The sequence below is a fragment of the Pedobacter sp. 05L430 genome (genome assembly GCF_056397585.1).
In genome coordinates this window covers 1-23,702 of the sequence record NZ_JBFTNT010000026.1, presented here as the reverse complement: position 1 = coordinate 23,702, position 23,702 = coordinate 1, and the positions used below count along the sequence as shown (strand labels likewise).

The 23,702-nt window shown below is 36.8% G+C and carries 19 protein-coding genes and 1 pseudogene; 15 read left to right on the top strand and 5 right to left on the bottom strand.

The annotated features are described in order from the left end of the window. Positions 1 to 21 precede the first annotated feature (21 nt). Positions 22 to 975 carry a lipid A deacylase LpxR family protein gene (locus AC1DG9_RS07205; protein WP_477634467.1) on the top strand — a complete coding sequence of 318 codons (954 nt, stop codon included), beginning with the start codon at positions 22 to 24 and terminating at the stop codon, positions 973 to 975. Here the strand turns inward: AC1DG9_RS07205 and arfB are convergent, their stop codons facing one another. After that, positions 976 to 1,386, bottom strand: a complete 411-nt coding sequence (arfB, locus tag AC1DG9_RS07200) for an alternative ribosome rescue aminoacyl-tRNA hydrolase ArfB (RefSeq protein ID WP_172659305.1) — start codon at positions 1,384 to 1,386, stop codon at positions 976 to 978. It lies immediately after the preceding gene. A 91-nt stretch (positions 1,387 to 1,477) separates the two neighbouring features. Between arfB and cmk the strand changes: the two genes are divergently transcribed. The 7 genes from cmk (at position 1,478) to AC1DG9_RS07165 (ending at position 10,506) form a co-directional block, all read left to right on the top strand. Further along, positions 1,478 to 2,158, top strand: a complete 681-nt coding sequence (cmk, locus tag AC1DG9_RS07195) for a (d)CMP kinase (protein WP_172659304.1) — start codon at positions 1,478 to 1,480, stop codon at positions 2,156 to 2,158. Between the two features lie 161 nt (positions 2,159 to 2,319). Continuing rightward, complete coding sequence (locus AC1DG9_RS07190; protein ID WP_477634466.1) at positions 2,320 to 3,486, top strand: efflux RND transporter periplasmic adaptor subunit; 1,167 nt, start codon at positions 2,320 to 2,322, stop codon at positions 3,484 to 3,486. A 45-nt stretch (positions 3,487 to 3,531) separates the two neighbouring features. Continuing rightward, a complete protein-coding gene (locus tag AC1DG9_RS07185) occupies positions 3,532 to 6,708 on the top strand; it encodes an efflux RND transporter permease subunit (protein WP_477634465.1) in 3,177 nt (1,058 codons plus the stop codon). Between the two features lie 10 nt (positions 6,709 to 6,718). Beyond that, positions 6,719 to 8,119, top strand: a complete 1,401-nt coding sequence (locus AC1DG9_RS07180; protein ID WP_477634464.1) for an efflux transporter outer membrane subunit — start codon at positions 6,719 to 6,721, stop codon at positions 8,117 to 8,119. Between the two features lie 86 nt (positions 8,120 to 8,205). Continuing rightward, positions 8,206 to 8,883, top strand: a complete 678-nt coding sequence (locus AC1DG9_RS07175) for a response regulator transcription factor (RefSeq protein ID WP_172659301.1) — start codon at positions 8,206 to 8,208, stop codon at positions 8,881 to 8,883. A 28-nt stretch (positions 8,884 to 8,911) separates the two neighbouring features. After that, complete coding sequence (locus tag AC1DG9_RS07170; RefSeq protein WP_477634463.1) at positions 8,912 to 10,225, top strand: sensor histidine kinase; 1,314 nt, start codon at positions 8,912 to 8,914, stop codon at positions 10,223 to 10,225. Between the two features lie 77 nt (positions 10,226 to 10,302). Beyond that, positions 10,303 to 10,506, top strand: coding sequence for a hypothetical protein (locus AC1DG9_RS07165; RefSeq protein WP_172659299.1), 204 nt, complete (start codon positions 10,303 to 10,305; stop codon positions 10,504 to 10,506). Positions 10,507 to 10,568: 62 nt separating this feature from the next. Here AC1DG9_RS07165 and AC1DG9_RS07160 read toward each other — a convergent pair whose 3' ends face one another. From AC1DG9_RS07160 to AC1DG9_RS07145, 4 genes and pseudogenes are all read right to left on the bottom strand, one after another. Further along, the gene (locus AC1DG9_RS07160) at positions 10,569 to 11,423 is read right to left on the bottom strand and encodes a sigma-70 family RNA polymerase sigma factor (RefSeq protein ID WP_172659298.1); all 855 of its coding nucleotides are present in this window, start codon (positions 11,421 to 11,423) and stop codon (positions 10,569 to 10,571) included. Positions 11,424 to 11,593: 170 nt separating this feature from the next. Further along, on the bottom strand, positions 11,594 to 11,941 hold the full coding sequence (locus AC1DG9_RS07155; protein ID WP_337718269.1) for an aminotransferase class V-fold PLP-dependent enzyme: 348 nt from the start codon (positions 11,939 to 11,941) through the stop codon (positions 11,594 to 11,596). Positions 11,942 to 12,120: 179 nt separating this feature from the next. Continuing rightward, positions 12,121 to 12,495: pseudogene (locus tag AC1DG9_RS07150) on the bottom strand (aminotransferase class V-fold PLP-dependent enzyme); the annotation flags it as partial. Positions 12,496 to 12,697: 202 nt separating this feature from the next. Next, positions 12,698 to 13,714, bottom strand: coding sequence for a LacI family DNA-binding transcriptional regulator (locus AC1DG9_RS07145; protein WP_477634462.1), 1,017 nt, complete (start codon positions 13,712 to 13,714; stop codon positions 12,698 to 12,700). 287 nt (positions 13,715 to 14,001) lie between these two features. On the opposite strand from AC1DG9_RS07145, the gene AC1DG9_RS07140 reads away from it, so the two are divergent. The 7 genes from AC1DG9_RS07140 to AC1DG9_RS07110 all read left to right on the top strand — a co-directional run. Then, entirely contained in the window at positions 14,002 to 16,419 is a 2,418-nt protein-coding gene (locus AC1DG9_RS07140) for a TonB-dependent receptor (protein ID WP_172659296.1), read from the top strand. Then, positions 16,419 to 17,579 carry a PepSY-associated TM helix domain-containing protein gene (locus tag AC1DG9_RS07135; protein ID WP_477634461.1) on the top strand — a complete coding sequence of 387 codons (1,161 nt, stop codon included), beginning with the start codon at positions 16,419 to 16,421 and terminating at the stop codon, positions 17,577 to 17,579. The genes AC1DG9_RS07140 and AC1DG9_RS07135 overlap by 1 nt, the downstream gene beginning before the upstream one ends. Before the next feature lie 136 nt (positions 17,580 to 17,715). Beyond that, positions 17,716 to 18,690, top strand: coding sequence for a GlxA family transcriptional regulator (locus AC1DG9_RS07130; protein WP_172659294.1), 975 nt, complete (start codon positions 17,716 to 17,718; stop codon positions 18,688 to 18,690). A 173-nt stretch (positions 18,691 to 18,863) separates the two neighbouring features. Beyond that, entirely contained in the window at positions 18,864 to 20,798 is a 1,935-nt protein-coding gene (gene rpsA / locus AC1DG9_RS07125) for a 30S ribosomal protein S1 (protein WP_477634460.1), read from the top strand. Between the two features lie 113 nt (positions 20,799 to 20,911). Then, positions 20,912 to 22,522, top strand: coding sequence for a beta-N-acetylhexosaminidase (locus tag AC1DG9_RS07120; RefSeq protein WP_477634459.1), 1,611 nt, complete (start codon positions 20,912 to 20,914; stop codon positions 22,520 to 22,522). A 67-nt stretch (positions 22,523 to 22,589) separates the two neighbouring features. Continuing rightward, positions 22,590 to 23,111 carry a zinc ribbon domain-containing protein gene (locus tag AC1DG9_RS07115; RefSeq protein WP_172659292.1) on the top strand — a complete coding sequence of 174 codons (522 nt, stop codon included), beginning with the start codon at positions 22,590 to 22,592 and terminating at the stop codon, positions 23,109 to 23,111. Further along, a partial coding sequence (locus AC1DG9_RS07110; protein ID WP_477634458.1) for a hypothetical protein occupies positions 23,112 to 23,702 on the top strand: 591 nt, incomplete at its 3' end.

Here is a 23,702-nt window from a genome sequence, read left to right as displayed (position 1 = left end):
GTTTTTTTTTACAACCAACAAATGAACAGCAAATCCATTCTCTTATTTTCGATTCTATCTATATTAACATTTAGTGCTTCCGCTCAAACTTTCAAGAATGAGTTCGGTTTTAAAAGCGACAATGACTCTTATCTTGCACAAGGTTCTGACCGTTACTACACCAATGGTTTATTTATTAATTATCGCAGAGCGATGGATCAGAGCAAGCTAAAGAATGGACTAGAAAAAAAAACCTATGAAATATCTGCCGGGCAAAAAATGTATAACCCTATTTCGGGCTATGCACCAGATCCTGAAAAACAAGACAGGCCATTTGCAGGGTATTTATATGTTGGAGGTGCTTTAAGCTGGTTCCATAGTAATGAAAGTGTACTAAAAACCAGTATAGAAATAGGAACAACCGGGCCAAATTCATTAGCTGAAGACGGACAAGAGCTATTACATAATACTGTGGGCTTTTATGAGCTTGATGGCTGGCAATATCAGATCAGAAATGAGATGGCGGTAAATCTTTCAGCCCAATACACAAAGCTATTACACCGTGCATCCAACAATGCTATTGATTTTTCATTTGATGGTTATGCAAATGTGGGTACCACATTTAGTGGGGCGGGGGCAGGTATTTTATTTAGAGCAGGCGGCATTAATCAACTGTTCAATTCCGCTTATACAAATGCAGTAATTGGAAATAATGCAAAAACAAAAGCATTGGTAAAAAGAGAGATTTTCTTTTACGCCAAGCCACAATTGAATTTTGTTGCTTATGACGCAACAGTACAAGGAAGCATGTTCAACRACAATAGTCCGGTTACATTTGGTATAAAACCTATTGTTTTTGCTCAGCAGATTGGATTTAATTACAGCTCACAACGCTTCACATTTGATTTCGGAATGCTATTTAAAACAAAAGAGATAAAAAGCACAGCTAAAGCACACCAGTATGGATCAATTAGTATGTTTTACAGATTTAATTAATTAGTCGAACTGCGGGCGCCTTCTGTTTTCTTTTTTAGCTGCTGTTATTTGCTTATCTGCCAATCTTTTTCTGATAACTGATTTAGGGATTTTTGTTGGCTTCCTATTTTTTTGAATGTGAAGCGCAGATTTCAGCAATGCAATTAATTTAATAATGGTTCTTTCTTTGTTCATCAGTTGACTGCGGTCTTCTTGTGAAACAATATGCAGGTTTCCTTCCTGATCTAGCCTATGCGCTAACCTTTCATTTAAAAGTTCCTTTTCATCCTCATTTAAAAAGGGTGCTGAGTGTATATTTAAAATTAGTTCAACCTTACTTGAAACCTTATTTACATTTTGTCCGCCCTTACCTCCGCTACGTGAAGTTTTAAATAGCACAACTTTAACAATATCTTCCTTAGTGGGTATCATGCCGCAAAAGTAATTATTTCCATTGCCATCAATTTACTTTATTAGAAATTTTGATTGAAAATCATTCCTCAAATTATTAACTTTGCCTTATATGAGAAAAAACCTGGTTATAGCTATTGACGGCTATTCTTCTTGCGGAAAAAGTACTCTTGCAAAGGCTTTAGCCAAAAAACTAGGTTTCATTTATATAGACAGTGGGTCCATGTACCGTGCTGTTACCCTATTCTTTATTCGCAATAAAGTCGACATTAGCGATCCTGAGGCAGTAAAAGATGCACTTCAGCATATCGAATTAAACTTCCACTCAAGGGATTACGAATCTCACATTACGCTGAACGGTGAGGAAGTTTCTGAAGAGATCAGACAAATGCCAGTTTCTGAAAACGTTAGCGAAGTCTCTGCGAACAAAATTGTGCGTAAAGAAATGGTAAAACAGCAACAACGCATGGGTAAGTCAAAAAATATTGTAATGGATGGCCGCGATATAGGCACAACAGTATTTGCCGATGCTCAGGTAAAGTTTTTTATGACTGCGGACCCCAAAATCAGGGCCGAACGTCGCTTTAAAGAATTACAAAGTAAGGGCGATACAATTACTTCTCTGGAAGACGTTTTTGAAAATCTGGCTCATAGAGATTACGCAGATACTACACGTGCAGAAAGCCCGCTAACCCGGGCCGAGGATGCTATAATTCTCGACAATACAGAATTAACACAAGAAGAACAGCTCGATTTTGCCCTAGAGCAGGTTCATCAGCATTTACCCGTCTGATTTTCGGGTCACCAACCCAATTATCATTTCATTAGTTTTCTGCAAAGCTTTAGTTACAAAAGTTGAAATAGCTTAAACATTACATTTTGATGTTTTATCTATTTTAAACTATGAATAATTTCGCAACCCGATAGTAAATATCTTTAAAACCTGCTACAAGAATGAAAACAAAGTTCCAATCTATTTATTTTTTATTACCAGTTTTATTAATCATTAGTTCTTGTGGAAGTAATGATAAGAAAAAGGATGCCGGAGCGGCAAATCAGGTACAGGCCTACCCTGTTGTTGCATTAACCGCTCAATCTACATCCTTGGAAACAGACTACCCTGCAACAATTGAAGGTATTCAAAATGTAGACATCAGACCAAAGGTCGATGGCTTTATTGAGAAAATTTACGTAGATGAAGGTGCTGTAGTAAAGAAAGGTCAGCGACTTTTTAGCATTAATGCGCCACAATATGAACAACTGGTTAGAACTGCAACCGCAGCAATCAGTAGTGCCGAAGCTGATGTAAATGCAGCACAGCTACAAGTAAACAAAACAAAGCCCTTAGTTGAGAAAGATATTATTAGTAAGTATGATCTAGATGCTGCTCAACTTACACTTCAAAGTAGAAAAGCTGCATTAGCTCAAACGAGAGCTGAACTAGTAAATGCAAAGGTAAACCTTGGTTACACTACAATTACCAGTCCCGTTGACGGTGTAATTGGTAGTATACCTTTTAAAACCGGTAGCCTTGTAAGTGGCAGCAGTGCAGAACCGCTAACCACTGTATCAAATATTTCAAAAGTTTATGCTTATTTCTCTTTAAATGAGAAACAACTTCTTGACTTTTCGAGGAATTATAAAGGCGCAACACTTGAGGCACAAATGAAAAACATTCCTGCAGTATCGTTGATATTAGCTGATGGAAGTGCCTATGCTGAGAATGGAAAAATTGAGTCTATAAATGGCTTAATAAATACCAACACTGGTTCAGCAAGCTTGAGAGCCACATTCTCAAACCCTTCTAAACTCTTAAGAAGCGGTGCCAGCGCATCGGTACGTATACCTCAGCATCTGGAAAATGCCATTCTTATTCCTCAAAAATCAACTACTGATTTACAAGGAAAAAAGTTTGTATTTGTTGTTGATGACAAGGGGATCATTAAAAATACGGAGATCGAAATTATGGAAAATGCAAAAGGCAATTTCTATGTAGTTACCAAAGGCCTTAAAGCCGGAGATAAGATTGTACTTGAAGGTTTTCAATCTTTAAAGGWCGGTGCAGAGATTAAACCGGAAGAGAAAAGTGCAGATTCAGTATTCGCTGATCTTAAAAAATAAATAACAGTTTATCCAATCCGGCAATAACCGGTTGAAATAGAATATATGTTTAAGAAATTTATAGAGAGACCTGTTTTATCAACAGTTATATCCATTATAATTGTAATATTGGGGGTATTAGGTTTAATTACTTTACCTGTATCTCAATATCCAGAAATTGCCCCACCAACAGTTCAGGTATCTGCATCCTATCAGGGTGCGAATGCTGATGTTGTGATGAACAGTGTTGTTGTTCCGCTTGAGGAACAGATTAACGGTGTTGAGGATATGACCTATATGACCTCAACAGCCAGTAATGATGGTACAGCAACAATTACAGTAAACTTTAAACTGGGTACAAATCCGGATCTGGCAGCTGTAAATGTTCAGAACCGTGTATCAAGAGCTACCAGTTTATTACCTGCTGAGGTTACACGTTCAGGCGTAATAACTGCAAAAAAACAAGCAAGTAACGTTTTGATTTTCGGTATTTATAGTGATAATCCATCCTATGACCAGACATTTCTTCAAAACTACGCCAACATTAACTTAATACCCCAAATTAAGCGTATCAATGGTGTTGGTGATGCGAATGCTTTTGGTTTAATGGATTATACCATGCGAATCTGGCTTAAGCCAGAAGTTATGGCAACCTATGGCTTAGTGCCGAATGATATTAATGTAGTGCTTGCTGAACAAAATGTTGAAGCAGCACCGGGCCAATTTGGAGAACAAGGCAATCAGGCATTTCAATATACATTAAAATATTCAGGGCGCTTAAAAAGTGAGAGCGAGTTTAGTAATATCATTATCAGGACTGCGGCAAATGGACAAGTATTACGTCTTAAGGATATTGCAAGAATTGAATTAGGAGCTCAAAGTTATGCCAGTTCAGTAAGGTTTGATGGGAAGCCTGCACTTGGTATTGCTATAAACCAAACCGCAGGATCGAATGCAAAAGATGTTATTGAAGGTGCAATAAAGGTTTTGGAMGATGCATCGGTTAACTTTCCAAAAGGCGTTCATTATGCACCACTTGTAAATGTTAATGATTTTCTAGATGCATCAATTGAAAAAGTAATACATAAACTTGTTGAAGCATTTATACTCGTGTTTTTAGTTGTATTTATATTTCTTCAGGATTTCCGATCGACTCTAATTCCSGCAATYAGTGTTCCGGTGGCTATTATYGGTACATTCTTTTTCTTAAATCTTTTTGGCTTTACAATAAATCTATTAACACTCTTTGCTCTGGTTCTTGCCATTGGTATTGTTGTGGATGATGCCATTGTAGTAGTTGAAGCGGTCCATGCTAAACTCGATCATGGTTATAAATCGGCCAAAAAGGCTACTATTGATGCCATGGAGGATATCACGGGAGCAATCATATCCATCACATTGGTTATGGCTGCTGTTTTTATTCCGGTAAGTTTTATCCAGGGGTCTTCGGGGGTATTCTACAAACAATTTGGTTTAACCCTTGCCATTGCAATTATATTATCAGCAATTAATGCATTAACATTGAGCCCTGCTTTGTGTGCGCTGTTTTTAAAACCGCACGAAGAAGATCATGAGAAGAAGAAAAGTTTCCTTCAAAAATTCTATGTAGGTTTTAATACATCATTCGACATGATGACTAACAGATACAAAAGATCTGTTAAATTTCTTGCCAGAAGGAAATGGATTGCTGGTTTAGGCATCGCTATATTCACAGTAGTTTTAATTTGGACAATGAACACTACCCCTAAAGGATTTGTTCCGAATGAGGATTTAGGTACCATTATGTCTGATATTTCATTACCAGCTTCTACTTCACAGGAACGCACAAACGAGGTTATTGCACAAATTGACAGTATAGTTCACGCAGTTCCAGAGGTTAAAAACTCCATTAGAGTAGTGGGTAGAAGTATGATTAGTGGATCCGGAAGTTCTTATGGCATGGTAATTTCAAGACTTAAACCCTGGAATGAAAGAACTCGTGACGTAAAGCAGATTATTGGTGAATTATTTGCTAAAACAGCAAGTATCAAAGGCGCAAAAATCATTTTCTTTGCACCGCMAACAATTCAAGGTTTTGGTACCAGTGGAGGTTTTGAGTTTCAGTTACAAGATAAAACTGGTGGTGATATTAATAAGTTCAATACCATAGGAAACGATTTCCTTGCTGCCCTTAGCAAACGACCTGAAATTCAATATGCATCTACTTCCTTTAACCCTAATTTCCCTCAATATCAAATTGATGTTAATGTAGCCACGGTAAAACAGGCTGGACTAACTGTTACCGATGTTTTAAGTGTTCTACAGGGATACTATGGTGGTGTTTATGCATCCAACTTCAACAAATACGGAAAACAATACCGTGTTATGTTCCAGGCTGATGCGCAATACAGGGCAAATCAGGCTAGCTTAAATAACATATATGTAAGAAATGCAAGCGGCAAAATGGCACCCGTTAGTGAATTCATAACCTTAACTAAGGTTTATGGTCCTCAGGCAATTTCCCGCTTTAACTTATTTACATCTATTGCTGTAACCGGAAACCCAAACAATGGATATAGTTCTGGTGATGCATTAAAAGCCGTACAAGAAGAAGCGGCAATACACCTACCGGTGGGTTATGGCTACGAATTTTCAGGATTATCTCGTGAAGAGATGTCAAGTGGTAGTCAAACCATTTTTATATTCCTTCTATGTGTTGTGTTCGTTTACTTTTTACTTTGTGCGCAATACGAGAGTTACATCCTACCTCTTGCTGTTCTAATTTCGCTTCCTATAGGTTTAGCTGGTGTATTTATCTTTGATAAGATTTTCGGAATCGATAATAACATTTACACGCAAATCACCTTGATCATGCTTGTGGGCCTCTTGGCTAAAAATGCAATTTTGATTGTCGAATTTGCTGTAGACAGAAGAAGAAAAGGCATGAGCATAGTAAATTCGGCTATTAATGGTGCAACTGCACGTTTACGTCCTATTTTAATGACATCATTTGCCTTTATTCTTGGGCTATTACCTTTAATGCTTTCAACAGGAGTTGGAGCTGCAGGTAATAAATCTATTGGTACCGGTGCCGTTGGAGGAATGCTTATAGGGACAATATTTGGAATATTTGTTATTCCTGCACTATTTATCATTTTTCAAACCTTGCAAGAAAAAGTAAGTAACAAATCTCCTTTTGAAGAGGGTATTGTTAAAGAACAAGCGGAAATTGAATTCCCGGCAGTAGATACCCGTGAACATTAAATTTAATCACATGAACTTTAGATATAAATCTTATATAATCATCGGTTTTGCCACACTCTGTTTAACCGCCTGTGTAACTAAAAAATACGAACGCCCGGCCGTAAACAGCAATGATCTATACCGCGACAAAACCGGAACCGATACTGCGACCATTGCCAATTTGCCCTGGAAAACTTTATTCGCTGATGGCACTTTACAAACTTTAATTCAACAGGGATTAAATGAAAACCTTGATTTAAAGCAGGCTGTTGAACGTATTAAAATTGCTGAAGCTACATTAAGACAAAGTAAAGCTGCTTTTTTACCGAGTCTAAGTGGCGATTTATCTGTTACCGATGCTAAACAATCCAGAGCGGCATTAAACTTCCCTCCAGGAATAAATATCAATACAGAAACGCAAACCTATAAAGCACAATTGAGTACAAGCTGGGAAGCTGATATCTGGGGTAAACTGAGTAGTGCTAAAAGATCAGCATATGCTTCTTTACTCCAAACAGATGCGGCAAAAAGGGCAGTGCAAACACAGCTAATTGCTAATATTGCAAACACTTATTACAACTTACTTGCACTGGATAAACAATTAGCTATTACAGAGCAAACTGTAAAAATTAGAGAAACTGATGTAGAAACTATGAAATCTTTAAAAGAAGGTGCAATAGTTAATGGAGCAGCAGTTGTACAAAGTGAAGCAAATTTATRTGCGGCGCAGGTTACCATTCCAGATCTTAAAAAGAGTATCAAAGAGACAGAAAATGCACTTAGCATACTTTTAGGAAAAGGACCTGGAACTATTGACCGTACTACTTTAGATGAGCAACAGCCATATAATGCTTTGGAGACAGGTGTATCTTCACAGTTATTACAAAATAGACCAGATGTCCAGGCGGCTGAATTTGCTTTTAGAGCAGCATTTGAAAATACGAATACAGCAAAAACATACTTCTACCCTGCTTTAACATTAACTGCTAATGGTGGATTATCAAGCCTTGACCTGAAAAATTTCTTTGACCAGTCTATATTTTATAACCTAATTGGGGGCATTACACAACCTATCTTCAATAAAGGACAAAATAAAGCAAGATTGAAAACTGCTCAGGCACAGCAACAGCAAGCATTTTATGGCTTTCAACAAACGCTTTTAACTAGCGGACAGGAGGTTTCAAATGCGTTATTTGCTTACCAAACGGCATCTGAAAAAGAAACAACCAGGGCAAAGCAAATTGCATCTCTTACCAAAGCTGTAGATTACACAAAAGAGTTGCTTCGTTATAGCTCGGCAACCAACTACACAGACGTTTTAACCTCTGAGCAGAGCTTGTTAGCTGCGCAATTGAATGGTATAAATGATCGTCTTCAGAAACTTCAATCAATTGTTAATTTATACAGAGCCCTTGGAGGCGGTTGGAAATAGAAATCTAATTGATTAATATTACAGAAACCTTCATGAGTTTATTATTTTAGAATAATAAACTCATGAAGGTTTTTAGCATATTAGAAATGAAAATACTTATTGTTGAAGATGAAAAAACATTAGCACTGGAAATGGCCGAATTCCTTGGCAAAGAAGGATACACCATTGAACATGCCTGGAAAAAGTCATCAGCTGAAGAAAAGATCTTTGTAAATTCTTACGACTTCATTTTACTTGACCTGGGGTTGCCAGGTGGCGATGGCTTCGAGTTGCTACATCAGTTAAAACAAATCGGTGGTCGTGATGATGCCGTGATTATACTTACCGCACGTGGCGATGTTGATGATCGGATTAAGGGCTTAGAGGCTGGAGCCGATGACTATCTGGCAAAACCTTTCTCTTTAACAGAACTATTGGCTAGAATGCATGCCATTATAAGGCGTAAGCACAAACTCGAAATGAATGAGATAAATGTTCACAAATTTACCCTGGACATTAAAAACCATGAAGTTTGTTTTAATGGAGAAAAGGTTAATTTGACAAATAAGGAATTTGAAATTTTCAATTACCTGGTGTTAAATAAAAACAGAGTAATTTCAAGAGTAAATCTTACAGAACATGTTTGGGGTGATATTCTGGAAATTAATTCAGATTCAAACTTTGTTGATGTACATGTTAAAAATCTACGTAAAAAACTATCGGCTCATTCATCCATTAACTGGTTTGAAACAGTTAGAAGTATCGGATACAGAATCAACTTCTAATGCGTAATTTCATATAGTTAATCCAATTATGAAACTACAATTTAAGCTTGCCTTATATAACACGCTAACCAAGATCGCTATTATTACCTTTCTGGGGATATTAATACTGGTATCTATTAATCATATCTCGGTAAAACACCTTCAGCAGCGTTTGATTCAGAAGAAAGCTAAATTTGTATCAAACCTCTCAACTGGAGAGATCAATGACTTACTCACACAACAAAAAACCTTTACCGATTACAACCTACTTAAGGAAGAATACATCATTCTAAAAGAAATTAAACAAGACAACAAACCCCTTAAAAATCACTTTAGCCAAGAAATACGCAGTATAGAAGATAGTGAAGAGGAGTATCAGATCCTTACTACAGACCTGGTTTTTGAAGGGWCAAGATATGAACTCGAATTGGGCGAGACCATGGCAACGGTATACCAATTAGAACATACCATTTCAGTTTTTACATTTTTTATACTTCTTGCTGCAGTTATCTTAACATTAATAACTGACCTGGCTTTCACCCAATTTTTACTAGCTCCTTTTTATCGGATTATAGATCAGAAGCTAAACCGGGTAAATGACCCAATCAACTTCAATTATGAACCAATAAAAACCACAACAGAAGATTTCAAAATACTAGATAATAGTATCAGCATATTAATGAATAAAATTGCAACCTTATTTTTAACAGAAAAGGAATTTATTGCCAATGTTTCTCATGAATTACTTACGCCGATTTCAGTTTTAAATACCCGACTAGAAAATTTACTGAACGATGAAAAGCTATCTCCAGAGGGTGAAAACAAATTATTTGCCTGCCTTAAAACCCTAAGTCGTCTGAAATCAATTATAAACAGCTTGTTGTTAATTTCTAAAGTTGAAAACAATCAGTTTAACAAGCCGGATCTTATTTCTATAAGAGATACAGTAGCCGAAGTATATGAGGAATTAGAACATAGGCTTTTGATGATGAGTTTAACACTAAACATCAATCTTCCTGAAGATTATACTTTTACCGGAAATCGTTCACTGCTCCACACTTTAATAAGTAATTTGGTTAGCAATGCCATTAAATACAATGTTCCATCGGGTGTGATAAACATATATGGCAATAAAGAAAGTGATGGTTTCCATCTTTACATTGCCGACACTGGTCAGGGAATGAACCTTGATGAAGTGAAAGATGCCTTTGTTCGTTTCGAAAAATTCGAATCAAAAAAGGAGGACAGCTATGGTCTGGGTCTGGCTATTGCAAAAAGTATAGCGGCATTTCATCAGATTATAATAGATATCAAATCTGAAAAAGATAAAGGCACTACGGTCGAACTTATCTTCCATTTTTAGCCTTTATCTATCTTCATTAAATCTTCATGTTTGCTTTGCAACTTTGATCTAACAATTAACACAAAATAATTTTAGATATGAAAAGAACAATCTTAGCGTTAGCATTAGTTGCAACAACTTTTGGCGCATTTGCACAAACTCCTGCTGCTCAAAAACCAGCTACTCAAACAACTGCTGCTGCTCAAAAACCTGTAGCCCACAAAACTAAATCACATAAAAAAGCCGCTGTTAAAAAAACCTCTACAGCTGTTGCCCCAAAAGCAGCTGAAAATAAAAAATAAGGCAATTAATTAGGTTCAATAGTTTTGTCTAGCCGTCTGTTTATTAACAGGCGGTTTTTTATTTAAAAGCGATAAGAAGGGTTGTTTCTTAAATAAATACGTATAAACATTAAAACTTCATCTTTTAGCTGTCGGACCCTCTCTTTACAACGGTTTAAAAAAATTGATATGTCTTCAAGAGTATGAACAGTTTGGCCTATTCCAAAAAACATTTTTAGTATCATGTGTTGTCTGGAAGGTAATATCTTAAGTAATCGCTCTATATCATATTGAAAAGATTCGTGGATCAGCGAGGCATCTGTAGCGGGTGAATTCTCATCTGCAATAGTATCCATTAAAGTATAACCTGTTTCATCATTTATTACCATATCAAGAGAATGGGTCTTTTGTGAATCCAATATACAATCCGTTATTTTGTCTTCAGAAATACCAAGTTCTTCACTAAGCTCCTCATAAGTAGGCAACCTTTCATTTTTTTGCTCAAAGTAATTATTTGCATTATTAATCTTCAGTAAGTTTAAAATTTTGTTACCAGGCAACCTTACTATACGATTACTTTCTTGTAAATATGTCCAGATACTCTGACGAATCCACCAAACGGCATAAGAAATGAGCCTAAATCCACGGGTCTCATCAAATTTCTCTGTAGCATATATAAGTCCAATATTGCCGGCACTAATCAAATCGACCAAAGGAAGCCCTTTGCCCTGAAAGGCTTTTGCAATAGAAACCACAAAACGGAGATTGGCCTCGACCACCTTATCCCTTGCTCCTGGCACATTTTCTCTCACTTTTTTTATAAGACTTACCTCTTCATCTGGAGTTAATAAGGGGATTTTGTTTATCTCATTTAAGTACCATGATAATTCTCTAGAATCCCTGTTTAAGATTGATTGAGTGATCTTTAATCTTCTCATACTGCATTTATATTTGTTTAAGTTTAAAATTTCTAAATAGATCTTTGTTTGTAAAATCGTTCATACAATGCACCAAAACTTCAACACCCGAAATATCCATCGCATTGTAAAGAGAAGCCCTAAAACCACCCAAAGAACCAAAACGTCCAATTCCAACTACTCCCCTGCTTTCAGCAAAATTCAGTTTCCCGTTCCCTGTTGTACATTTTGAACGTTATGTTCATTCTTGATCTGTCAGCCTTGTCTGCCAATCCATAAAAACAATTGCTACGGTCAATTGCATCATAAAGCAGATTTGCTTTTGCTATATTCTTTTGTTCTGCTTGTTTAACACCTCCCATTTCCTTTAACCAGCGTAAATTCAGCATTGCCACATAAATAGAAAATACAGGAGGCGTATTAAACATGGAATTATGACTATCATATATGCGATAATCTGACATGGAAGGAATTAGGTTTTGAATTGCTTGTAGCAAAGCTTTTTTAACAATTACCAATGTTAAACCAGCCGGTCCCATGTTGGGCGCCTGCAWAGATCAAGTCAAAATCTGCTACATTAATTTCTCTGCTGAAAATATCGGAAGACATATCACATACCATTGGTACCTCCGTTTCAGGGAAAGCAAAAATCTCGGTGCCTTCTATTGAATTATTTGATGTACAATAGAAATACGCTGAGCCAGCAGGAATATGGTAATCATAAGGTATATAAGTCATAGTCACTACCTTTTGAGCTTGCTGCTATATGAACAGGCCCGAACAAACTGGCCTCCTTAATGGCTTTTAGAGAAAAGTATCCTGTGTCTAGATAAACAGCCCTTTTGTGAGGTTGCATCAGGCACATGGGTACCATAGAAAACTGTGTGCTTGCACCACCTTGTAAAAACAGAACACTATAGTCATCAGGCACTTCTAAAAGCTCCCTTACAAGACTTTGGCATTCATTTATTACATTTTCAAATTCTGATGAGCGGTGAGAAATCTCAAGGATACTTAACCCTGTTCTATTATAATTTTTAACAGCACCCGAAGCACTATTTAAAACAATATCCGGAAGAATACATGGGCCTGCTCCAAAATTATATTTTTTATTAGCCTTTGCGGTTTAGGTTGATACCCGCAAAAGTCGGAAGGATCTTTTTAAAAAATAAAGCCCATAAAGTTCAGTAAACTATCCTGTATCGGAAAGATTTACCAAATCTTATTTAGTTCCAAAATCATTCTAATAAATTTAACCAAATATAATTTTTGGATAAACGCTGAAGCTATTGTTATTATTTGACTGTAGTTGAGTCCCTGATGTTTAAGACTGTAGGTAATATTACCTCATAAGATTCATGATCTCCTTTTTGATTATCCAGTCTATTCAATAATATTTTCATGATATTTTCGGCGATTTTTTCAAGTGGCTGGGCTACTGCTGTAATTGGAGGAGCAGAGAATTCAAGTAGTTCAAAATCGTCAAAAGAAAGCAAAGCTATATCTTTAGGAATTTTTAAACCCAATTTCTGTATTGCTCTTAGGCTTGCCATAGTGATATAATTAGTAGCACATATAACTGCATCTAACTTTTTTTCTTCTTTCAAATAATCAGCGACCTCTTGAATTAATTCATTCGAAGGCGCATAAGTAAGTTTTTTAACATATGAGTTTAGCCCTTCTGCTTTAACCGCATCTTCATAACCACTCAAACGATCGAGCATCTGTTGCTCAATTGTATCAATAGTAATAAATCCAATGTTCTTATACCCTCCATCTTTTAGGTGTTTAACAGCGCTACATGTGCCTTGATGATTATTAATAATTACATAATCAGTTTTTATATCAGGGAAATACCTGTCAAACAAAACAACTGGTTTCCTACTCTTCGTCAGCAACTTTACTTCATCTTCCAAACCATGAGGAAGAGCTATGATATAGCCATCAACATGTCGGTCCTGAAAAATCTGTAGCAATTCCTGTGCTTTCGTTTTATTATTTTTTGTGCTGCTATAAATTATTTTATAGCCCTTTTGTGAAGCCTTTTCATCTATAAGTCGTGCAATACTGGAAAAAAAAGGCTCTGAAATATCATCAACCAAAAACCCGATAATATTGGTTTTTCCAGTATGAAAACTTTTTGCCAAAGCATCTGGCTTATAACCCAGCTCTTCAACGAGTTCTAAAACCTTCTTAGTCAATGGTTCACTAATTCTTTTTTCTTTAGCTTTACCATTTACTACAAAAGAAACCGTACTGATTGAGATACCCAATAATTTGGCGATATCCTTAATTGAAACTTTTTTTTCCATTAATTTAATTCCCGATTAATATTGCAATATAGTAAATCAGGAATTATTTCCTATTCTTCCATCTAACTAGCTTGCAGTATAGGTTCTTTAACCCCTTCGGGATTATCAAAGGTAGGCTCCTTCCAAAACATTTCATTTTTTCTCCTAAACCAACGTTTTAAAGATATTTTTTAAAACCACAAAACCAATCAGATTAGATTAATTCTAAATAAATTTTGATTATAAAATATTAGACACTTACTTTGCAGCAAATTAGAATTAATCCAAATAAGCAAACAAAAGAATAAATGAATAATTTTAGAGTATTTAATGTACTTATAACGCTGTTGTTTCTCTCAGTTAATGCTATGGCCCAACAAACCGGCAGCATTACCGGAAAGATCACCACATCAGATGGGCACAATGCTGCATTTGTATCTGTTAAGTTAATTGGGACACCGTTTGGGGCAACTACGAATGAAAAGGGTGATTATGAAATCAACAAAGTGAATCCTGGAAGATATACCATAAGAGTTTCAGCGGTTGGTTTAAGTCCTCAAGAAAAAACCGCAGACGTTACAGAATCAACAAGTACTAAAGTTGATTTTGTATTGAGAGAAGACCTTAGCACACTGGAAGAGGTAAACATATCTACAAATGCCAAAAGATACAAAGTAGATCAACCCTCATCATCTTTAAGATTAAACCAACCATTGTTAGAAATACCGCAAAACATTCAGATTGTTAGCTCATTAGCCCTGGCTGATCAGCAAGTAATTAGCATGAGTGATGGAGTACTCAGGAACGTCAGTGGAGCTGCAAGGCTAGAGCATTGGGGCGACATGTATACCAATATCACAATGCGTGGTTCACAAATTCAAGCGATGCGAAATGGATTTAACTTTGTTGCATCATACTGGGGACCGCTTACAGAGGATATGAGTATGGTAGATCATATTGAATTCGTGAAAGGACCAGCAGGTTTTATGATAGGTAATGGAGATCCAAGTGGAATGTATAACGTTGTTACCAAAAAACCAACGGGCAACAACCGTGGAGAAGTTTCTTTTACCGCAGGCAGCTTTGACCTATATAGAACCAGTATAGATTTTGACAGGAAATTAACCGATGATGGAAAGTTGTTGTTCCGATTGAATGCCGCGGCTCAAACAAAGGACTCATTCAGACCGTTTGAGAAAAATGACCGCTACACCTTTGCGCCTTCATTAAGCTACCAGTTATCCAATAAAACTAAATTAACTGCAGAATATGCATGGCAAAATGCAAAAATGACGGAAGTAGGTTCGTTTTACATCTTCTCTCCTGAAGGTTACGCCACCCTGCCCCGTGATTTTACACTTACCCAACCGGGAGTGCCTCCAACCAGAATTAACGATCATAGTGCTTTTATTAATTTACAACACAACTTTAGTAACAACTGGAAAGCAACGGCACAGGTAGCCTATTCCAAATACCTGCAAAATGGATATAGTTCATGGCCATCTGCAGTATACGCCAACAGCACCCTAATTAGAAATGTTGGTATTTGGGATGCTGAAAGCACCATGAAATTAGCCCAATTCTTTATCAACGGAAAGGTAAAAACAGGTGGTATTAATCATAATATTTTAGCCGGCTTTGATGGAGGAAAAAAAAGCTATATGGCAGATTGGGGTCAATCCCATGATTTGGATCTCCCATCTTCACCTTTTGATTTAAAAAATCCTAACTATGGTTTTCCATCTAATGGCTATCCTGAATTTGACAGAGTAACTAGTTTGAAAGACCGGGCAATTGCCGCAGGTGGGTTAATGGACCAAAAATACCTAAGCGGTTATCTACAAGACGAACTTGGTTTTCTGGATAACAGAATTCGTTTAACACTTGCCGGAAGGTATACCTATGTAAGCCAGTCGGCATGGGGAGGAAGTCCCGACAAAGCAAAACATTTCACACCGCGTGTGGGATTAAGCGTCTCGGTAGACAAAAATACTTCTATATATGCTGTATACGATGAAGCATTTATACCCCAAACTGGATTTTTACGTAATGGGGGAAGTATTGATCCAATTACCGGAACCAATTACGAAGTTGGTATTAAAAAGGATTGGTTTGATGAAAAATGGAATACTACTTTATCTGTATACCGAATTCTTAAACAGAACGAACTTGCTTCAGACCCCTCCAATGGAGCTGGCGATAACTTTAGCATAGTTGTTGGCGAAAAAAGAGCACAGGGTATAGAATTCGACTTAAAAGGCGAGATCTTTACTGGCTTGAAATTGATAGCCAATTATGCATATACAGATGGCAAGGTAACCAAAGTAGCAGATGGTGTAACTGATATGGCTGTTGGCGATGTAGTTCCCGGCTTTTCAAAACATACCTCTAATGCCTGGTTAAGTTATACTTTACAAAGGGGAGCTCTTAAAGGCACAGGTATTTCATCAGGCTTTACCTATCTGGCAGGCAGAGCTATGGGTACGTATAGCGGAGATAATTCAGAACAGAATCTACCTGATTATTTTAAGCTGGACGCCGGACTTTTCTGGGAAAACAAAAATCTAAGAATCACTGGAAACGTATTTAATATCCTGGATAAATATTTATATTCAGGAGCATATTACACCAATTATTGGAACGCACCAACTTATGAACAAGCAGTTTATTCATGGCAGGCAGAATCTCCAAGAAATTATAGATTAAGTATAGCCTATAAATTTTAATGATTAATAACAAAAAATACCGGTTTAAATACTGGATTGGACGAATACACTTATGGCTCGGATTAACATCCGGGCTATTTGTATGTTTTCTAGGTATCACAGGCTGTATACTGGCATTTCAGCGGGAAATAGAGGATACAGTACAATCTTACAGATATGCCGAGATAAGAAATGAGCCTCTGCTACCTCCTTCCAAAATAAAGAAAATTGCAGACCGTGCACTGCCTGGTAAAGAAGCCCATAGTATAGGATATCAAAACGGAAGAGCCTCAATAGTATCTTACTTTAAAGAAGGTGAAGATTATTACTGGACTGTATATGTAAACCCATATTCAGGTGAAGTTTTGAAAGTGAAAGATATGGCCTGGGACTTTTTCAGGATCATGATAATGGGCCACTATTATCTCTGGCTACCTCCAAATATCGGTCAGYCTATTCTCGCTACTGCCACCTTGTTATTTACTTTCTTATTATTTTCAGGATTGATACTTTGGTGGCCTAAAAATAAAGCTGCAAGCAAAAAACGCTTTACTGTAAAATGGAATGCAAAATGGCGAAGGGTAAACTATGACCTCCACAATGTATTTGGCTTTTACATGACATGGGTGCTGATTTTTATAGCATTTTCTGGGTTGGTAATGGGTTTTCAATGGTTTGCTAAATCTGTCTACTGGGTATCTTCAGCTGGTAAGAAGATGATTCCTTTTGAAGAAAGTATCTCAAAAAGCGCTCTTGATGCTAAATTAGTTGCGTCAGCTGTGGGTAAAGCASCCGCAGAGGATATTCTTTGGGCAAAGGCAAGAACCGAAAGACCCGGTTTTGAAGGCAGTATGGATGTGCATCCCCCTCATGCTAAAAACTCAGCAGTAGAAATATCGATTAATCCTGATCCCGACACTTATTGGAAGTCGGACTACCTGTTTTACGACCGTTACACACTGCAAGAAATAGAGGTAAACCATATGTATGGTAAACTTGAGAATGCGACAGCAGCTGATAAGATCGCCCGTATGAACTACGACATTCATGTAGGAGCAGTATTGGGGCTTCCGGGAAAAATAATGGCCTTCGCAGCCAGTTTGATTGCTGCCAGCCTACCCATCACCGGCTTCCTGATTTGGCGCGGACGGAAAAAGAAAAGCAAGCAATCTCTCACTTAATTCACACATTGTGCAAACTTCCTTCACAAAAAAGCACCTACTAGTGAGTTTGGTGTGAAGGAAGTCTGAGCATTGTGTGAAGAAATCATTGGCTTGAGCATTTTTTTCCTAATTTGCATTTCCAAATGCAAAACCTATGATACAAGTTGCACTATTATTAACTAAAAAATATCGTCTCCTTAGTATTGCTGCGATTTTAGACGTATTTGATACTGTAAACAGCTATTATAAATCGAATGGTAAGGATGCTATTTTTAATTTGAATCTATTTTACATTGGAGATTACACCAATGAGGTAGCCATCTTTGAAAAATATATTCCCAAGCTTTTAACTTCCTCTGATAGACAAGACATTGTGTTAATACCTGCATTTGACACCGGAGAAATAGGCTTATCATTAAATGAAAATGTTGAGTTTTTACCCTGGCTACAACAACAATATAAAAAAGGTGCAGAGATCGCCAGTTTCTGCACTGGAGCATTCTTACTAGCCGCAAGCGGTTTGCTTAATGGTAAACAAGCAACCACTCATATCAACGCCAGCTCAGCTTTTGCCTCTTACTTTCCAGATGTAACTTTTAAGCCTGATGCCGTAGTTACTCATGATACAAGAATATATACAAGTGGTGGCGCAACAAGTAGCTTTCATTTACTACTTAGGTTAATTCATAACTACTGCAATCGCGACGTAGCAGTACGTGTAGCCAAAATATTTTCAATTGATATGAACCGTGAGCAACAAAGTCATTTTGGATCCTTTACCCCTATTCGCGACCATGGAGATGAACTGGTGTCCAAAATCCAGCATTGCATGGAAAACACCTATAGTGAGCCTATAACAATTGATGATATATTAAAACAAATCCCATCTAGCCGGCGCAATATTATCAGACGGTTTAAACAGGCTACKGGGAATACACTAATTGAATATCTTCAAAAAACCAGGATAGAAGCCGCTAAAAAACTCCTCGAACAAACAAATCAAAGCATTTTGGAAGTTATGCTAAATTCAGGATATAATGATCTTAAAACCTTTAGGCAGCTGTTCAAAAAGAATTCCGGAATGCCGCCTAAAGATTATCGCGATAAATTTAAAGTGCGGGTTGCATAGCACAAATCCCCCAACCTTTTTAGAATAACTATTATATATATACTTATTTAAATGTTGTGGCAATCCCTACACAATCTGTTCTAAATCAACAACATTTATCAAAAAAGTCTTTTCTTTAAAAATATTAATTATTATCTTTGCCGTCCCTAACGGGAAAAGGAGATTTAATTTTAATGGCTAAAAAACAAGTAGCAGAAAAAGAACTAGAGGCTAAAACAGCTGAACTACAAGGCGCAGATGCTCGTCTTRCAGAAAAAGAAACCATTGAATCAGAAGCTGATTCAGTGTCGATCGAACAGATCAAATCATCGTTAGCAACACCTGATCAAGATTTTGACTGGGATGCTGATGATAAAGTTTTCGGAAAATACTCGGATGAAGACCGTAAAAAGTTTGAAGACATGTATACCGATACTTTCAATCAAATCACTCAAGGTGAAATCATTAGCGGTACTGTTGTTTCTATAAACAACAAAGACGTGGTATTGAACGTTGGATTTAAATCAGACGGTTTAGTATCTACTTCTGAATTCCGTGATACACCTGATTTGAAAGTTGGCGATAAAGTTGACGTTTTCGTGGAAGCTCCAGAAGATGCTAACGGCCAATTGATTTTATCTCGTAAAAGAGCTAAAACTCAGAGATCATGGGAAACTATCAATGAAGCCCTTGACAATGACAGAATCATCAACGGATTTGTTAAAAGCCGTACTAAAGGTGGTCTTATTGTTGACATTATGGGTGTTGAGGCTTTCTTACCAGGTTCTCAAATTGACATCAAACCTATCCGCGATTACGATGTATACGTGGGTAAAACAATGGAATTCAAAGTTGTTAAGATCAACCACGAGTTTAAAAACGTAGTTGTATCTCATAAAATCTTAATTGAAGACGACTTAGAAAGCCAAAAAGTTGAGATCGTATCTAAACTTGAAAAAGGTCAGGTACTTGAAGGAACTGTTAAAAACATCACTGACTTCGGTGTATTCATCGATTTAGGTGGCGTTGATGGTTTACTTCACATCACTGATATTTCTTGGGGCCGCATAGAGCATCCAAAAGAAGTATTGAGCTTAGACGAAAAAATCAACGTTGTAGTTCTTGACTTTGATGACGAGAAAAAACGTATCGCATTAGGATTAAAACAATTAACTCCTCACCCTTGGGAATCTTTAGATGCTAACTTAGCTGTTGGTTCTAAAGTTAAAGGTAAAATTGTTACTGTTGCTGATTACGGTGCTTTCCTTGAAATCATTCCTGGTGTTGAAGGTTTAATTCACGTATCAGAAATGTCTTGGTCTCAAAACTTACGTAGCCCTCAGGAATTCCTGAAAGTTAGCGACGAAATCGAAGCTGAAGTTTTAACTTTAGACAGAGACGAGCGTAAAATGAGTTTAGGCATTAAACAATTAACTCAAGATCCTTGGCAAAATGTTGCTGAAAGATATCCTATTGGAAGCAAACATACTGCTGTAGTCAAAAACATGACTAACTTCGGTGTATTTGTTGAAATCGAAGAAGGTATTGACGGTTTAATCCATATATCTGATCTTTCTTGGTCTAAAAAAGTTAACCACCCTAACGAATTCACTAAAGTTGGTGATACATTAGACGTAGTTGTTCTTGAATTAGACGTTGAAAGCCGTAAATTAAGCTTAGGTCACAAACAACTTGAAGAAAACCCTTGGGATACTTTCGAAACTATCTTTACTGTAGATTCAATCCACCAGGGAACTGTTGTTAAAGTAACTGATAAAGGTGCTGTTATTGCTTTACCTTATGGTGTTGAAGGTTTCGTACCTACTAAGCATATGGCTAAAGAAGATGGTACTACTATCAAAGCTGAAGAAACTAATGATTTCAAAATCATTGAGTTTAACAAAGATGCTAAACGTATCGTTGTTTCTCACGCCCGTATCTGGGAAGAGGCTAAAGCTGAAGCTGTTGCTGAAGAAAGAGCTACTAAGAAAAAAGAAGCTAAAGCATCTAGCAATGCAGTGAAAAAAGTTAAAGATTCAGTTGAAAAATCTACATTAGGTGATTTAGGCGTGCTTGCACAATTAAAACAACAAATGGAAGGTGAAGAGAATAAAGCTAAAAAAAGCTAGTTCCATTTAACTTTATATAATATAAAGGCCCTCAAAATTTGAGGGCCTTTTTTTTGCTCTAAAATTTGGACTCATATTATTACTTTTGAGCAACACACATGATACCTCCTACTATGAGAATAACACTTAGCTTATTTTTACTCATCATTCTTTCCTTTAAACTGAGTGCGCAAGATATAATACCTGCACCCGTTGAAATGAGGGCAGGATCCATACCCAACGAGAAATTTAGTATCGATAAAAACACTGTGATCTTTATTAATACTTCACAGGCGCAGTCTTCCGCTCAATTCTTATCAGATTATATCTCTAACCATTATAACTTACAACTGGAAATAATTACTGAGATTACAAAAATTGGCCCTCGGCGATCTATAAATTTAATTGTAGACAGCACATTATATCCCAATCCTGACAAGTACACACTCTCAGTGCTTCCAACCACAATAAATGTAGGGTCGCCATCTCCCCAAGGCATTTTCTATGCGATACAAAGTATTRTACAGCTTTTACCATCGCAACCAGACAATCCGGAAAAACTGACTATTCCAACAGTGGAGATTATTGATTATCCCCGCTTTGCCTATAGGGGAATGCACCTTGATGTTAGTCGGCATTTTTTTGATGTTAATTTTATTAAGAAATACATTGATTATCTGGCACTGCACAAACTAAACTATTTCCATTGGCACCTGACTGATGACCATGGTTGGCGGATAGAGATTAAAAAACACCCCAAGCTTACGGAAATTAGTGCATGGCGTAATGGAACTATTATTGGCCTTTATCCTGGAACAGGAAACGACGGGATTAGATATGGAGGATACTATACACACGAGGAAGTTAAAGAGATAATAAAATATGCAGCAGAAAGGTACATCACCGTTATTCCTGAAATTGAAATGCCCGGACATAATATGGCAGTATTAGCCGCTTATCCGGAATTGGGAACCACTCCTTCCATACCAACTCAGGTGGCGCAAACATGGGGTATCTTCAACAAATTCAATAACGTGTTACAGCCAACTGAGAAAACATTTAGCTTTCTGGAAGATGTTCTGACAGAAGTAATGGAATTATTCCCTTCTCCGTACATTCATATTGGAGGTGATGAATGTTCAAAGATTTGGTGGAAACAATCTCCATTTGCCCAAAAGCTGATTAAAGAAAAAGGATTAAAAGATGAGAATGGTTTACAAAGCTATTTTATTCATAGAATGGAAAAATTTGTAAACAGTAAAGGAAAAACGATAATTGGATGGGATGAGATTCTGGATGGTGGCCTGGCGCCTAATGCTATTGTGATGAGCTGGCGTGGAGAGAAAGGTGGCATTGCAGCGGCAAAACAACACCATAAAGTAATCATGACTCCAGAAAATTCTATGTACTTTAATCACGGTCAGTTTATGAAAGATGACTCATTGACGGCGGCTAAATTTTTACCACTAAAAACTGTTTATGATTATGAGCCCGTTCCTGCTGAACTTACTGCCCAAGAAGCAGAATATATTTGGGGCGGACAGGGAAACCTTTGGTCGGAATATATTGCAAATCCAGCCAAAGCTGAATATATGCTTTTCCCCAGATTAGATGCACTTAGCGAAGTTTTATGGAGCCAAAAAAATAAACGCAATTATGTCGATTTTAAGAAAAGGCTAAAGAAGCAGTTTAAGCGTTACGATTTAATGCTTATAAATTACAGTAAAACATACACAAATAAGTAAAGGGAATTTTCAATTAATTTTGTGATTACTTATTACAGTTATATCTTTAAATAAATTAACGCCTTATATGGAATATCATACAAACTCATGTCCTTGTTGTAATAACAAGCACGAATCTGACGATTTATTTTGCAATGGATGTGGCTTCCCACTTAAGGGAACTCAACAAGAACAAGACTTTTTTTATTCTGAAAGAAATGCTAAAGAAATCGACCTTTCGGATTTAAATAATAATGTCGAATCTGCCCGAAAATCACTATACTGGATTGCAGGACTTAGCGTAATATCATTTTTTGTTGGATATTTTACAGCTAAAAATGAACAGGATAAATTCGCTATTCTATTTACCTCGGTGATACTTATAGGAGCTTTTTTAGCTTTTGGCGTATGGAGCAAAACCAAACCAACAGCAGCTATGATATCCGGATTGTCACTTTATGTGATTATCCATGTTATAAATGCCATTGTAGACCCCGTTACAATATTTTCAGGCATTATTTTAAAGGTGATTATTATTGTTTACCTTATAAAAGGAATTAGATCAGTTTTAGAAGTCGACAAACTAAAAAAAGAACTGAACATCAATTAATTGGAAACTCAGGAAATTCAGCAAATAGAATGCAGCCACTGTAATGGTTTAATATCTATCAACAATAAATATTGCAGCATTTGTGGTAAAGAACAGAAAAAAGACCAAACTCTTATAGACTCTAGAAAATGGCCCGGACTTAAACAGATCGGGCTATTTTTTGCTATAGAGCTTACTTGCTGTGTTGCAGCACTATCGATAGATAATTTCGACATATCTACAGCAATTATCTTTGATATAATAATGGCGGGAACAGCGGTGCTATTCTTCTCTTATAACTGGAGAGAAAATGCGCATCTGTTAAAATGGCCAAATTTTTCCCTTAAAAAAACTATTATCTGTATTATAATAAGTATAACGGCATCTATTATAGTTCAATTTCTTGTTGAGCATTTAAACCACTCGCTCTTCAATACAGATTATTCTTATTACACTATATACAAGCCGCATAAATATGGCAAATACATCATGATTATTTCAGTTGCCTTATTCCCAGCATTATTTGAAGAGCTGGCTTACCGGGGCTATCTGATGCAAAAATTACTAACAATCGTAGACAAAAAAGAGGCCATATACAAAGAGGCCATATAC

Bases quoted from the DNA above. Each gene is read 5' to 3' on its own strand.
- arfB (WP_172659305.1), bottom strand. From the start codon at position 1,386: ATGATACCCACTAAGGAAGATATTGTTAAAGTTGTGCTATTTAAAACT.
- cmk (WP_172659304.1), top strand. From the start codon at position 1,478: ATGAGAAAAAACCTGGTTATAGCTATTGACGGCTATTCTTCTTGCGGA.
- AC1DG9_RS07175 (WP_172659301.1), top strand. From the start codon at position 8,206: ATGAAAATACTTATTGTTGAAGATGAAAAAACATTAGCACTGGAAATG.
- AC1DG9_RS07165 (WP_172659299.1), top strand. From the start codon at position 10,303: ATGAAAAGAACAATCTTAGCGTTAGCATTAGTTGCAACAACTTTTGGC.
- AC1DG9_RS07160 (WP_172659298.1), bottom strand. From the start codon at position 11,423: ATGAGAAGATTAAAGATCACTCAATCAATCTTAAACAGGGATTCTAGA.
- AC1DG9_RS07155 (WP_337718269.1), bottom strand. From the start codon at position 11,941: ATGGGACCGGCTGGTTTAACATTGGTAATTGTTAAAAAAGCTTTGCTA.
- AC1DG9_RS07145 (WP_477634462.1), bottom strand. From the start codon at position 13,714: ATGGAAAAAAAAGTTTCAATTAAGGATATCGCCAAATTATTGGGTATC.
- AC1DG9_RS07140 (WP_172659296.1), top strand. From the start codon at position 14,002: ATGAATAATTTTAGAGTATTTAATGTACTTATAACGCTGTTGTTTCTC.
- AC1DG9_RS07115 (WP_172659292.1), top strand. From the start codon at position 22,590: ATGGAATATCATACAAACTCATGTCCTTGTTGTAATAACAAGCACGAA.